The organism is Rudaea sp., assembly GCF_057139185.1.
In genome coordinates this window covers 1-13,573 of record NZ_DBNHDN010000003.1, presented here as the reverse complement: position 1 = coordinate 13,573, position 13,573 = coordinate 1, and the positions used below count along the sequence as shown (strand labels likewise).

Genomic DNA, 13,573 nt, shown 5'->3' with positions numbered 1-13,573 from the left:
CATGACGCTTCAATCCAACCGCCATCCTGCGCCGGATACGTCGCAGCCGCCGCTTTCGCGCACGGCCGCGCGCATGCTCGCGCGTGCGCGTGAGGAGTGGGAGCGCCGCGACTTCGCCGCCGCCGAACACTCGCTGTCCAATGTGCTCGCGCTGGCGCCGAACGCGCTGAATGCTGTCCGCATGCTCGGCATGGTGGTGCAGCGTCTTGGTGACCATGCCCGTGCGATCGACTGCTTCCGGCGCGTGCTGGCGGCGCATCCGGATGACTCCGACATTTACGTCTGTCTCGGCATCGCGCTGCACGAGCGCGGCGAAACCGCGGATGCGGTGACGCACCTGCGTCATGCCTGCGAGCTTGCGCCGCGCTCCGCTTCGGCCTGGTTCAATCTCGGCGAGGCGCTCGTGCAACAAGTGCACACCATCGATGCCGTCGCCGCATTGCGCCGCGCGCTCGAGCTCGATCCCGCGCATGTGTCCGCGCGGCTGTCGTTGGCCAAGGCGCAGGCGAGCCTCGGCGAGGTCGACGCCGCGATCGCGGGTTTCCGCGAAGTGTTGCGGCGCGATCCAGGCAATGCCGAAGGCTGGTTCGGTTTGTCGAACCTCAACACGGTTCGCTTCGACGCCGCAGATGCCGCGTCCCTGCGCAGCGCCCTGGCGCGTCCGATCCTGTCGCCGCGCGACCGCGAGTTGATCGGCTTCACCTACGCGAAGGCGCTGGAGAACCAGGGCGACTACGCGCAGGCCTTCGAGACGTTCCGCGCAGCGAATGCCTCGCGGCGCCGGCGCGTGAAGTGGGACGCGGCGGGAGAACGCAGGCGGGTGGAGGAAATCGAGCGCGTATTCGCCGACGCAATGCCGCCGCCACTGGACGAACGACTTGGCGGCGAAGTCATCTTCATCGTCAGCATTCCGCGTTCCGGCTCGACCCTGGTCGAGCAGATCCTGGCGTCGCATCCGCAGGTCGAGGGCGCGAACGAGATCAAGGACATTACCGAGGTCATCGATGCGGAGACCAAGCTCCGCAATTCGGCGTATCCGCTTTGGGCCGCCGATGCCACGGCGCAGGATTGGCAGCGCCTCGGCCGTGAATACCTCGCGCGCACCGCACGCTGGCGCAAGACCAAGCCGCGCTTCACCGACAAAAGCCTGGTGAGCTGGTATCTCGTCGGCCCGGCACTGGCGATGCTGCCGGCGGCGCGCGTGGTGATCATCCGACGCGATCCGGTGGAGACCTGCCTCGCCTGCTTCCGCCAGCTTTTCAGCGAACGCAGCGCATTCGCCTGCGACCTCGACGAACTGGCCGACTACTGCATCGACTTCCTGCGCCTCACGCGTTTCTGGCGTGAAAAATTTCCCGACCGCGTGCTCGATCTCCAGTACGAAAACCTGCAGGCCGACGCGGAAAGCGAAATTCGGCGCCTGCTCGATTTCTGCGGGCTGCCGTTCGATCCCGCCTGCCTCGAATTCCACAAGACCGAGCGCGCCGTGCTCAGTGCGCCGAGCGCGGCGCAGGTGCGCCAGCCGTTGCGCCGCGACACCGCGCGCAGCGCGCGCTACGGCGACAAGCTCGATCCGCTGCGCCGGCGCCTGCGCGCCGCCGGGATCGCGGTGGAATGAACGCGGATTCCGACCCTGCCGACTACTATCCATTCAACCATCGAAATGACCGACGCACTTCCCAAATCCCTGCTCAATGGCGCCATCGTTCCGGTGGTCGATGCGCGCATTTCGCCGCTCGATCGCGGCTTCCTGTTCGGCGACGGCATCTACGAGGTCGTGCCGGTCTACGCCGGCAAACCGCTTCGCCCCGACGCGCACTTCGATCGGTTGCAGGATGGCCTGACCGCGCTCGAAATCGCCAATCCGTACTCACGCACGCGCTGGGCCGCGCTTTTGCGTGAGCTGATCGCCGCCAACGGCGGCGGCGACATGGGCGTCTACCTCGAAGTCTCTCGTGGCGCCGGCAAGGGGCGTGATTTCCTGCCCGAGTCGGACATGCAGCCAACCGTATTTGGCTTCTGCTTCCGGCTCGCGCCGCCGAGGCCCGAGCTGCTTGCGCGAGGCATCTCGGCGGCAACGCTCGAAGACATTCGTTGGCAGCGTTGCGACATCAAGTCCGTCGCGCTGGTCGGCCCGGTGATGCTGAAAATCGAAGCCAAGCGGCTTGGTGCCGACGAGGCGATCCTCGTGCGCGGCGAGCGCCTCGCCGAAGGCAGTTCGAGCGCCGTGTTCGTCGTCAAGGATGGCCGCATCGCCACGCCGCCGGCCAGCCACGAACGCCTGCCGAGCATCACCCGCGGCGTCGTCGGCGACGTGCTCGATGCATTGGGGTTGCCGCTGGACGTGCGCGAAGTCGGCCGCGATGAATTGCTGACCGCCGATGAAATCTGGATCGCGAGCTCGACGCGCGAGGCCTTGCCGGTCACCGTGCTTGACGGCAAGGCGGTCGGGCAGGGCAGGCCCGGTTCGATCTGGCGCCGCGTGTTCGAAGAATTCCAGGCACTCAAGCAACGCGAAGCCGGTTGATCCGGATTCGTGATCGACGGCAGGTCACTTCCCAACAGCGAATTTTTCTTCCACGGCACTGAATGCCGAGCGTCCGTCGCTTCGTTTCTCGGGCATGCCGGTCGCGAACCACACCACGCCGCTGCCGTGCCCGCGGTCCAGCCAGATGCCCGCCTGCACGCCGTAGGCGGTGCCGGAGTGGCCGATGCGGGCAATGCCGTCGGCGAACGGATCGTCGCGGCAACCCTCGGCATGCGTAGCGAGAATCTGCATGCCCATGCCCCAGCGGCAGAAGAATCCCGGCTGGTGGTCGTCACTGTCCTCTTCGAAGGTCAGCCCATTGCGGCCGTCGTATTGCCACGTTGGCGTCGCCATCGCGTGCGCGGATTCGGGCGTCAGCAGGCGCTCGCCGTTGAGGGCGAGCCTGCCGTCGCCGAGCAGCATCATGCCGACGCGGGCGAGGTCGAGGGCCGAAATGCGCAGGCCGCCCTGCGGTCCGAACAGCGCGCCGTTTTCGCCGGGATGATAACGCGACAGATCGCAGCTGCCATCGCGAGCGGATCGTACCGCGCAGTCCGGCCGGCGGCCGTGATTGTCGTCCATCAACGGTCTGCCGCCGGTGTCGTAGAGCACCACCGCGCGTGCGGCGGCGGCTTGGTCGCAGGCAGCCCAGCCGAAGCAGGCGCCGGTGCCGAGCGGCTTGAGCACGAGGCGCTGCATGAGACGATCGAAGCGCTCGCCGGTGACGCGTTCCATCACCTGCGCCACCACGGGGAAGTTGAGATTGGTGTAGCGGAAGTAGGTGCCGGGTGCGTGCTCGGGATCCCATGCGCGAGGATCAGCCAGCGTGTCGCGCAGACGGCCGTCGAGCGGCGTCTGCCAGTAGCCGGCGGCGTCGGTGAGACTGGAGCGGTGCGACACGAGCAGGCGCAAGCTGATCGGCGCATCCGGAAACGCGGGATTGCGCAGCTTGAATCCGAGATACATCGAGACATCGGCGTCCAGTTCGAGTTTGCCGGCCTCGACCAGGCGCATCACGCCGATCATGGTGACCAGTTTGGAAATCGAGGCGACGCGCACCGGATCATCGGCGTTGATCCTGCGCGCGATCGCCTTGTCGGCGAAGCCGTCGGTCTGTATGGAAGTGATGCCGTCGCGATCGAAAGCGACGCGCACGCTGGCGACGGGGCCATCCGCACGTGCCGCAGCGGAGACGAGCAGCAGGCACGACACGCCGCAGGCCGATAGCAGCCTTCCGATATTCATCGCTCAGCCATAGCGGGAGATATCCAGCCCTTCGCCGCTGATTCGCGGCGTCACGCGCGCCATCAGGTCGGCAAGATAGCGTCCCGAGCCACAGGCCATGGTCCAGCCGAGCGTGCCGTGGCCGGTGTTGAGATAGAGGTTGTCGAAACCCGCGCTGCCGATCACGGGTGTGCCGTCCGGCGTTGCCGGGCGCAGGCCCGTCCAGAATTGCGCGCGGGCCAGATCGCCTCCTTGTGGGTATAACTCGGCGACGACTTTCTCCAACGTCGCGCGGCGCCGCGGCGGCAACGACAGATCGTAGCCGCACACGCCCGCGATGCCGCCGACGCGGATGCGTTGTTCGAACCGGGTCACGGCGACCTTGTGGTTTTCATCGAGCACCGTGGAAACGGGCGCCATCGCCGGATCGATGATCGGCAAGGTGAGCGAATATCCCTTCAATGGATACACGGGCAGGCGGATACCGAGCGGCGCGAGCAACTTCGGCGTGTAGCTGCCGAGGGCGAGCACATGGCGGTCTGCCTTCTCGATCTTGCCATCGATGCGCATGCCGGTGATGCGATTTCCGGAAACTTCGAGCGCTTCGACCGAGGCGTTGTAGCGAAACTCCACGCCGGCCGCTTGCGCCCGCTCGGCCAGCCGCTGCGTGAACAAGGCGCAATCGCCGGTCTGGTCGCGTGGCAGGCGCAGCGCTCCGGCCAGCCGATCAACGATTCCGGCCAGCGCCGGCTCCGCTTTCACGATGCCCGTGCGATCGAGCATTTCGTAAGGCACGCCATATTGCTCGAGCACCGCGATGTCCTTGCCTGCATCGTCGAGCTGTGCCTGCGTGCGAAACAACTGTACGGTGCCGAGTTGTCGGCCTTCGTAGTCGATGCCTGTTTCCGCGCGCAATTCATCGAGACAATCGCGGCTGTATTCGGACAGACGTACCATGCGCGCCTTGTTGATGGCGTAGCGCCGAGCCGTGCAGTTGCGCAACATCTGCAACAGCCACAGGTACTGGCGCGGATCGAGCCCTGGCCTGATCGTCAGCGGCGCATCGCGGGAGAACAACCATTTCAACGCTTTCAGCGGCACGCCGGGCGCGGCCCACGGCGAAGCATAACCGGGCGAAATCTGTCCGGCGTTGGCGAAACTGGTCTCCTGCGCGGGCGCGTTCTGGCGATCCACCACGGTCACCTCGAAGCCGGCGCGCGCCAGATACCAGGCGCTGCTCACGCCGATGACGCCGCCGCCCGCAACGATTACGCGCATCATTTCCAACCGTTGATGAAGAATGTGATCACGATGGCATTCGTGAAGTCGATCAGGAACGCGCCGACCAGCGGCGCGACGAGAAAGGCACGTGGCGCGGGGCCGAAGCGTTCGACCAGCGATTCCATCACCGCCATGGCATTGGCGGTGATGCCGAGCATGAAGCCGGCGAAACCGCCGGTGATGACTGCGGCATCGTAGTCGCGGCCCATCAGCCGCAGCAGTGGCCAGCAGCAAAAGGCGACGACGACGATCGTCTGCAAGGCGAGATCGACCAGCAGCGGCATCGCCATGCCGGCCAGTTCCCACAGATGTAGATCCATCAACGCGACGGAGATGAAGAGCGAGAGGCAGATGTTGCCGATGCCTTCGATGCCGGGCATCGAAACGCGGAACCAACCGAAGCGGTCGTCGAGATTGCGGATCAGCGCGCCGACCAGCATCGCGCCGGTATAACTGGGCAAGGTCACACCCAGTGCGTGCAGGCCGTCGCTGATCCACGCGCCCACGCCCATGGCGAACAGGAGCAGGACGATGTGCTTGAGAGTGCTCTGGAACCGTTCCGCCTCGCTGCCGGCGTCCGTTGTCGTTGCGCAGGCGACGCGTGCCGCCGGCGCAACGGTGGCGGATGATCCGCGCGCAAGGCGGTAGCGCTCGATCAGCAGGGTCGCCAGCGGTGCGCCGATGATCGAGCCGAGCACGATGCCGGCCATGGCCGAGGCCATCGCGATGCTTGCCGCGCCGACGAGGCCGGCCTGCTCGAGCAGCGGCGCGAACGCGAGCCCGGTGGCGGGGCCGCCGGTCAGCGTCGCCGATCCGGCGGCGATGCCGAACAATGGATGCAAGCCGAACGCCTTGGCCACACCGATGCCGACGAAGTTCTGCACGACGGCGAGAAACGTGGCCAATCCGAGCAGCAACACGACCTGCGGACCGCTGACTCGCAGCAGATTCACGCTCGCGTTGAAGCCGATACTGGCGAAGAACGCGATCATCAGCGGCCTGGACAGCGACGCATCGAACCGCATCGGCACGTAATCCCAATGCCGGCACGCCAGCAGCGCCAGCGCGACGACCAGACCGCCGATCACGGAGGCCGGAATGTTGAACCGCGCAAGCAGCGGAATCCGTCGACGCAGGTCATAGCCGGCGAGCAGGCACAGGCCGCCGGCCGCGAGTGTCTGGATCGGATCGAGGGTCAGCATGCGTCTTCCTTGGGAGTCTCCTGGATAGTTCTGATTCAGATATTCACGGACGCAGCGCCTGTTTTCACCTGTCCCCTTGCGGGCGAGGTCGAAGCGCGAAGCGCTTCGGGAGAGGGGTACGCCACGTGAATGCACTGACTTCGACTCACCATCTCCCCAACCCCTCGACCATCAAGGGAGAGGGGCTTGTATTGCGCGGTTTGTCGTCAACGAACGACTTGCACCTTGCCGAGGCCGCTCTTGCTGCGCGGATCGCTGGCCGCCGTCTTCGTGTCCGTTGTCTTGTCCCAGACCACGACGTTCATGTTGCCCCAGGGTTCGCGCTCGCGGACGTCGTAGCCCATCGCCCTGAGTTTCTCGACCACATCGACAGGCAGGCTGCCGGGTTCGATCTCGACGACGTCGGGCAGGTATTGATGGTGGAAACGCTTCTGCGCGGTGATCTCCGGCGCGCTCTTGCCGTCCATGAACGCGAGCATGCCCTCGAGTACCTGGGTCATGATCGTCGAGCCTCCCGGCGAACCGATCACGGCGAGGCGATCCTTGCCGATGACGAAGCTCGGCGTCATCGACGACAGCATGCGCTTGCCCGCGACCGGCGCGTTGGCGTCGCCACCGATCAGGCCGAAGGCATTCGGCTGGCCGGCGACGAGCGCGAAGTCGTCCATTTCGTTGTTGAGCAGCACGCCGCTCTTGCCGGCGACGAAGGCCGAACCCAGCGTGGTGTTCACCGTGCAGGTCATCGACACCATGTTGCCGTACTGGTCGATGATCGAGAAATGCGTCGTGTGCATGCCCGGCTCCTTGGCGTGTGTGGCCGGCAGCCACTCCGATTTGGTCGCGCGGTCGGGCAGGATGCTTTGACGCAAGCCGTCGGCGTAGTACGGGGAGAGCAGCATGTCCATCGGCATCTTCACGAAATCTGGGTCGCCCAGATATTCGTTGTGATCGCGATACGCGCGGCGCATCGCCTCGACTTCATAGTGGATGCGATGCACCTGGTCGAGACTCTTCAGATCGATGCCGGCGAGGATGTTCAGCACTTCACCGACGACGACGCCGCCCGACGACACCGGCGGTGCGGTGATGACCCGGTAGCCGTTGTAGGTCAGCTCGATCGGCGCGCGCTCTTTGGCCCGATAGCTGGCGAGGTCGGCCGTCGTCCACGTGCCGCCCGCGGCCTTTACCGCGGCGGCCATTTCTTCGGCGACTTCGCCCTTGTAGAAGCCGTCGGCGCCTTTTTCCGCAAACGTCTTCAACGTACGCGCCTGCGCCTCGTCGCGGAAGATGCTGTTCGTCGTCGGCGCCTTGCCGTTCGGGAAAAACTTGGCCGTCGATGCGGCGTAGCGATGCAGCACGTCGGCACGGTGTCCGATCGATCGCACCAGCGCCTCGCTCGGATGGAAGCCTTTTTCCGCAAGCAGGATCGCCGGTTGAACCGATTTCGCCAGCGGCAGCTTGCCGAAATGCTGTGCGATGTAGGCGAGTCCGGCGGGCGAGCCGGGGATGCCCGCCGCGAGCGGGCCGTTGAGCGAGGTGTCGCGATTGGGTGTGCCGTCCGCGTTGAGGTAGTCGGCTGACTTCACCGCAGCCGGCGCCATCTCGCGCGAGTCGATGAACGTGTCCTTGCCGCTTGCCGCATCATGGATCAATGCGAGAAAACCGCCGCCGATGCCGGACGCTTCCGGCTGGACCACGGACAACGACGTGGCGACCGCAATTGCGGCATCCATCGCGTTGCCGCCTTCGGCGAGCACACTGAAGCCGGCTTCGGTGGCGTGCGCGTTGGCGCTGGCGATCGCGGCCGTCTTCGTCGTCGTGCCGGTGTCGCGGGCAAACGCCGGAGTACAGAGTGCGACAACGACTGCTGCAGCAGCCAACCGATGCGGCCACGACTGGCTGCGGGATTCCGTGTGTGCTTGCGGCACGATGCTCTGGCTCATGTCCATGCTCCGACCTTACCAGCGATATTGGACTTTGCCGTAGACGAATGCGCCCTGGCTGCCCCACGGCGAAGCTCCGGGGTAGGGGAACGTGCCGTTGTTGTCCTGGCTCGGAACCACCAGTGCCGGATAGGTGTTGAACAGGTTGTCGACGCCGAGCGTGAAGCGCAAACGATTCACGGTGTAGTTTGCAGCCACATCGAAAATCCACTTGCCCGGAAACACCTGATCGTCGAACGAGGGATCGGTGCTCGATTTACGGCCCGACGAATAGAACGTGACGCGACCGTAGCGGGTCGCGCTGCCGGTCAGGCTCCAGCGCCCGGTCTCCCAGGTTTCGCTCAGGATGATCTTGCTGCGCGGAGCGGCATCGGCAAGCAGGCCGAGCGTGGCATTGCGGTCCAGACGCAGGAACGTGGCGCCACTCAACTGGTTGAGCACCTCCGGGTTCGGCGCGATGTTGGTGACCTTGTTCTTGTTGTAGGTGGCCGAGACCGTGGTCGTCAGGCTGCCGGCGTCGCCGAGGTCCGCGTGATGGCTGGCCACGCCGTCGATGCCCTGCGCACGCACGGTGCCCGCGTTGGTGAAATAGCGGACGCCGCTGTATTGCAGGTTGCTGATGCCGTTTGCGGCCAGGTACTGGATCACCGACGGCGTCGCCAACGACAGCGTGCTCGACATCGCAATGCGATCGTCAATCGTGATCTGATAGATATCGACGCTCGTGCTGAGCGCCGCATTCGGATTCCATACCGCGCCCAGGGTGATGCTCTGCGAGGTTTCGGGCTTCAGGGGTGTGGCACCGAGCAGCTTGGCGAGCGGATTGTCCACCGGTACCAAACCGCTCAAGTAAATGCCCGGCGGCAATCCGAGCGAGTTGCCGGCGCCCTGGGCGGTCGAGGTGACTGCGTTGTAGTGCTGCTGGCCCAACGTCGGCGCGCGGAAGCCGGTCGAAACGCTGCCGCGCAGGGCAAACCCGTCGACGAAATCGTAGCGCAGCGCCAGCGCACCGGACGTGGTGCTGCCGAAGTCGGAATAGTCCTCGTGGCGCGCCGCCAGCGAACCGCTCAACTTGTCGGTCAAGTTGGTTTCCAACTGCACGTATTCGGATAGGTCGTTGCGCGAAACCGAGAGCGCGTTCGCCGGCCCCCAGCCTGCAAACCCCTGAGCGCCGCCGACGATGCCGGGCGTGCCGACGTAATACGAACCCAGCTCGCCTGCCTTGACGTCGTACGACTGCCGCAGCCATTGCGCGCCGAACGACAACGTCACCGGATTGGGCAGGAAGCTCGGCCGGATTTCGCGCGAGATGTCGACGTCGAATGTCTGCTGCTGCGACTTCAACTGACCGTCATAGAAGTTGCGCGGACTGCTGCCGGTATCGTACAGCAGCGCATAGTTGATGGAGTTGAAGGTGCTGTAGAACACCTGGTTGCCGCCGTAGTTCGCACTGACATCCCAATGCCAGTCGTTCCAGGTTCCGCGCAGCCCCGCGACCAAGGAGCGGTCGATCGAGTCGCCGTGCTCGAACGGCGTGAAGCCCTCGGGAAATACGGGCCCGAGTTTTTTCGTCACGTTGAGCAGCGACCCGGACGCATAGGCCGGGTAATTGCTGCCGTAGCGGAAGTAGGCGTAGGGATTGCCGACGCGCTGGCTCCAGTGGCCGAAGGCGTAGAACTGTACTCCGGGGGTGAAATCGTACTGGGCATTGAAAAACAGGTTCTGCGCTTCGAATTCCGTCACCCCGGAATGAAATTTCACACCCAACTGCGTCAGTCCGGCGCGGCGGTCGGGGCGGGCACGGTTGGTGGGGTCCTGGTTGATGTCGTCCACGGCGATTCGCAGCCAACCCTTGTCGCCACCCAACGGTACGCCGAAATTGGCCGTGCCCTGCCACTGCATGCCGTCGCCCGCGGAATATTCGCCTGCGGAGAATTGCGCATCGCCCCCTTCCGCGCCTTTTTTCAGGATTACGTTGATGACGCCGGCGAGGGCGTCCGAACCGTACTGCGCTGAGGCGCCGTCGCGCAGCACTTCGATATGATCGACGGCGGACATGGGGATGCTGTTCAGATCCGCGCCTTGTGAGCCCTGACCGAGTTGGCCGAGCGTCATCAGCAATGCGCCGGAGTGCCAGCGCTTGCCGTTGACGAGGACAAGAACCTGGTCTGGCGACAGGCCGCGCAATTCGAACGGGCGCTGGAACGCGAAGGTGTCCGAGGCAAAGAAGTTCGGGAAGTTCAACGATGGAACCAGGCGGGCCAGGGCCTGCGGAAGATCGGTCGTCCCGGTTGCTTTCAAATCGTTCGCGGAAATGATGTCGATCGGCGTCAGCGACGAGTTGAGCGTGCGTCCGCTGGTGCGCGTGCCGGTCACGATGACCGTGCCGAGGCTCTGGTTTTTCGCTGTGGCGGACGCTTTGTCCGATGCATCGCTCGATGCGGGTGCAGTCGCGTCCTGCGCCGCGGCGGTGTTGCAGAGCGCAAGCAGGATCGCGGCGGACAGCAACTTCGGGACAAAATTGCCAAGGGACTTGCTCATGGGTTCTCCGCTGTGGTCGTTTGTGTTTTGGTTGGCAAAGTAGTGCAAATCAACGCGGTGGCGCGACATTATCCGCAAAAGATCGAGCTCCGCCGACGATTCCAGAATCGGAAATGGACAATTCACTCTCCCGTGCCATCCACGGCCCTGAGCCAAGCATAGGCATGCGTGTGTGCAAGCCACCAATGAAAATGTCGGCGCTTTGCATAACTTGAGGTTGTGGGCGTTGCGCCGCGGGTGGGCAGGCGATGGGTCGGGTGGATTCGCGGCGCACGGCGCCACGGTTTTCTCACTCGGCGTGATCGAACTCCGGCATCGCCTCGAACCATTGTCCCCTGTGCCATTTGCCGGCATCGGGGTGCGCATACACGACCTTGCCGCCGATGATCGTGTAGAGCACGCGCGTGCGCAGGATGTCGTCGGCCGGGATCGTCAGCAGATTGCCCGAGAACACCGTAATGTCGGCCAGCTTGCCCGGCGCGAGCGAACCGAGTTCGTTTTCCGCGTAGATCGCGTAGGCGTTGTTCCAGGTGTACGCCTGCAGTTCCTGCATTCGCGTCTTGGCCTGGTCGGGGAAAAACTTCTTGCTGCCGCGCGCGTAGGCGCGGGTGACGCCGCAGTAGAAATTCGCGATCGGATTGGTGTCCTCGACCGGCGTATCGGTGCCGTCGAGCACGATCGCGCCGGCATCGATGAGCGCCTTCCAGACGTAAGCGCCTTCCTGCGCGCGTTTCTCGCCGAGGCGCGACACCACCATCGGAGCGTCCGAGCAGGCGTGGATGGACTGCATCGACGCGATCACGCCGAGCTCGGCAAAGCGCGGGATGTCGGACGGCGCGAGATGCTGTGCGTGTTCGATGCGCCAGCGCAGATTCCTCGCTTCGGGATACTGATTGAAAATGTCCTGATACATGTCGAGCAATTCGCGGTTGGCGCGATCGCCGATGGCATGGAAGGCGACCTGGAATCCGTCGCGTGCGGCGATCTTCGCCAATTGCGACAGTTTGTCGATCTTGTTGACGCTGAGGCCGGTCAGCATCGGCGCGTCGCTGTACCCTTCGAGAAACCACGCACTGTGCGTGCCGAGCGCGCCGTCGGCGACGTCCTCGCCGATGCCGCGCACGGTGAAGTGGTTGTCGGCGTAACCGATGGTGCGGTATTCGGCGAGATGCTTGTCGAGTTCGGCCGGTGAAGTTTCCCCGATGTAGACGTACAGACGCAGCGGCAGACCCTTGCCGGCTTGCTGCTTCAACCAATCGACGGTCTTGAAATTTTCGCCCTGGTCGACGAAGGTGGTGATGCCCTTGCTGATTTCGTTGTGTACGGCCAGTTGCAGCGCGCGTTCGCGACGCGCTTGCTGCGCGACCGGCGGCAACATTTTCAGCGACTTGTCGTAGGCCGCAAACACCGGATCGGCCGCATTGTCGCGCAGCATTCCGGTCGCGTGTCCGTGCGCATCGCGCACGATGGCGCCGCCGGCAGGGTCGGGGGTGTCATCGCCGATTCCGGCGAGCTTCAGCGCCTGCGCATTGGCGATGATGCCGTGACCGCTGGCGTGGTTGAGCAGAACCGGATTATTCGGCGAGACCGCATCGAGTGCAGCCGGCAGCGGCAGGCCGTCCACGTTCGGCTGCGGCAGCTTGTTCCACTTCGCCTGCTGCCAACCCTGACCGACAATCCATTCGCCGGGCTTCGCTTTCGCGACCGCGGCCTGCACCGCCGCGACGACCTCGTCCCAGTTCGCGGCTTTGCCCACATCGATCTGCATCAGCGATTCGCCGGTGTCCATCAGGTGGCCATGATCCTCGATGAAACCCGGGGCGACGAACGCGCCATGCAGGTCGAGCACTTTCGTCTGTTCGCCGACGTAGCGCCGGATCGCCGCGTCGGTACCGAGGACCACGATCTTGCCGCCGCGCACGGCGAGCGCCCGTGCCTGGGGTTGCAGCGGATCGAGCGTTGCGATGGTCGCATCGAGCAGCACCAGGTCCGCGGGCGGGAGCTTCGGTGGGAAACCGTCTATCCGCGCGCCGTCGGCATGCGCGGCAGCGGAGAGGGTGAGGGCGAAGACTGGAGTGAATAACACGTGGAACGATTTCATTCGATGCCCCAAGTTGCGCGCAATCTGCGTCGATGGATTCGACCGCTACCGCGGCAGTCATGCGGCGGTAGCGGTCGCAGACTCTCTAGCAATACGTTTCGGCAGTGCCAATGTGCCATAAAAAACTTGGTATAACCTGCCGTTGCAGTTGCTTTCTCGACGGCACAATGGCCGTCTGAACCGCCCCGGGTTTGTCGGAGGCTCCCACTCTTGAGAGGATGGAGCAATGACAAACTCGAAGTATTCCGCGGAAGTGAGAGAACGGGCGGTACGGATGGTACGCGAGCACCAGGCCGAACACGGTTCGGAATGGGCGACGATCGCCTCGGTGGCCAGCAAGCTGGGCTGCACGTCGGAGACGTTGCGGCGCTGGGTACGGCAGGCGCAGGTCGATGAAGGCCAGCGCGCAGGGCTGAACACACCAGAGCGTGATCGGCTCAAGGCGCTGGAACGGGAGATTCGAGAACTGCGCCAGGCGAACGAGATCTTGCGCAAGGCGTCGGCGTATTTTGCACAGGCGGAGCTCGACCGCCGGTTCAAACCATGATCGCGTTCATCGACGATCACCGCGCCGTCCATGGAGTCGAGCCGATCTGCCGCGTCTTGCCGATTGCTCCATCGACATATCGCCGCCATGCACAGGAACGCCGCCATCCGGATCGCCGTTCGGCGCGGGCGCGCCGCGACGAGGACTTGTGCCAATCGATCCGTCGTGTCTTCGCCGAGAACATGGCGGTGTACGGCGCGCGCAAGG

The 13,573-nt window shown here is 64.6% G+C and carries 8 protein-coding genes, 1 pseudogene and 1 other annotated feature; of the genes and pseudogenes, 3 read left to right on the top strand and 6 right to left on the bottom strand.

Annotated elements, in window-relative coordinates:
• Position 1 precedes the first annotated feature (1 nt).
• Both AC16HO_RS00210 and AC16HO_RS00205 read left to right on the top strand, forming a co-directional pair.
• Entirely contained in the window at positions 2-1,618 is a 1,617-nt protein-coding gene (locus AC16HO_RS00210; RefSeq protein ID WP_395643654.1) for a sulfotransferase, read from the top strand.
• A 45-nt stretch (positions 1,619-1,663) separates the two neighbouring features.
• Positions 1,664-2,527, top strand: a complete 864-nt coding sequence (locus AC16HO_RS00205; RefSeq protein WP_395643655.1) for a D-amino acid aminotransferase — start codon at positions 1,664-1,666, stop codon at positions 2,525-2,527.
• A gap of 24 nt (positions 2,528-2,551) precedes the next feature.
• Here AC16HO_RS00205 and AC16HO_RS00200 read toward each other — a convergent pair whose 3' ends face one another.
• From AC16HO_RS00200 to AC16HO_RS00175, 6 genes are all read right to left on the bottom strand, one after another.
• Positions 2,552-3,772 carry a serine hydrolase domain-containing protein gene (locus AC16HO_RS00200; RefSeq protein WP_395643656.1) on the bottom strand — a complete coding sequence of 407 codons (1,221 nt, stop codon included), beginning with the start codon at positions 3,770-3,772 and terminating at the stop codon, positions 2,552-2,554.
• A gap of 3 nt (positions 3,773-3,775) precedes the next feature.
• Positions 3,776-5,029: a D-amino acid dehydrogenase gene (locus AC16HO_RS00195; RefSeq protein WP_395643708.1), complete on the bottom strand. Its 1,254-nt coding sequence runs from the start codon at positions 5,027-5,029 to the stop codon at positions 3,776-3,778.
• Positions 5,029-6,234 carry a sodium/glutamate symporter gene (gltS, locus tag AC16HO_RS00190; RefSeq protein WP_395643657.1) on the bottom strand — a complete coding sequence of 402 codons (1,206 nt, stop codon included), beginning with the start codon at positions 6,232-6,234 and terminating at the stop codon, positions 5,029-5,031. Before gltS ends, AC16HO_RS00195 begins: the two co-directional genes overlap by 1 nt.
• A gap of 206 nt (positions 6,235-6,440) precedes the next feature.
• Positions 6,441-8,177: a gamma-glutamyltransferase gene (gene ggt / locus AC16HO_RS00185; RefSeq protein WP_395643658.1), complete on the bottom strand. Its 1,737-nt coding sequence runs from the start codon at positions 8,175-8,177 to the stop codon at positions 6,441-6,443.
• Between the two features lie 15 nt (positions 8,178-8,192).
• Positions 8,193-10,718 carry a TonB-dependent receptor plug domain-containing protein gene (locus AC16HO_RS00180; protein ID WP_395643659.1) on the bottom strand — a complete coding sequence of 842 codons (2,526 nt, stop codon included), beginning with the start codon at positions 10,716-10,718 and terminating at the stop codon, positions 8,193-8,195.
• A gap of 289 nt (positions 10,719-11,007) precedes the next feature.
• Positions 11,008-12,804, bottom strand: coding sequence for an amidohydrolase (locus AC16HO_RS00175; RefSeq protein WP_395643660.1), 1,797 nt, complete (start codon positions 12,802-12,804; stop codon positions 11,008-11,010).
• A 241-nt stretch (positions 12,805-13,045) separates the two neighbouring features.
• Between AC16HO_RS00175 and AC16HO_RS00170 the strand changes: the two are divergent.
• Positions 13,046-13,573, top strand: a pseudogene (locus tag AC16HO_RS00170) (transposase); the annotation flags it as partial.
• Positions 13,321-13,437: a sequence feature (AL1L pseudoknot), on the top strand. It overlaps the preceding pseudogene by 117 nt.

What these genes read in the sequence shown, in the direction of transcription:
- AC16HO_RS00210 (WP_395643654.1), top strand. Translation starts at nt 2, where the DNA reads ATGACGCTTCAATCCAACCGCCATCCTGCGCCGGATACGTCGCAGCCG.
- AC16HO_RS00205 (WP_395643655.1), top strand. Translation starts at nt 1,664, where the DNA reads ATGACCGACGCACTTCCCAAATCCCTGCTCAATGGCGCCATCGTTCCG.
- AC16HO_RS00200 (WP_395643656.1), bottom strand. Translation starts at nt 3,772, where the DNA reads ATGAATATCGGAAGGCTGCTATCGGCCTGCGGCGTGTCGTGCCTGCTG.
- AC16HO_RS00195 (WP_395643708.1), bottom strand. Translation starts at nt 5,029, where the DNA reads ATGCGCGTAATCGTTGCGGGCGGCGGCGTCATCGGCGTGAGCAGCGCC.
- gltS (WP_395643657.1), bottom strand. Translation starts at nt 6,234, where the DNA reads ATGCTGACCCTCGATCCGATCCAGACACTCGCGGCCGGCGGCCTGTGC.
- ggt (WP_395643658.1), bottom strand. Translation starts at nt 8,177, where the DNA reads ATGAGCCAGAGCATCGTGCCGCAAGCACACACGGAATCCCGCAGCCAG.
- AC16HO_RS00180 (WP_395643659.1), bottom strand. Translation starts at nt 10,718, where the DNA reads ATGAGCAAGTCCCTTGGCAATTTTGTCCCGAAGTTGCTGTCCGCCGCG.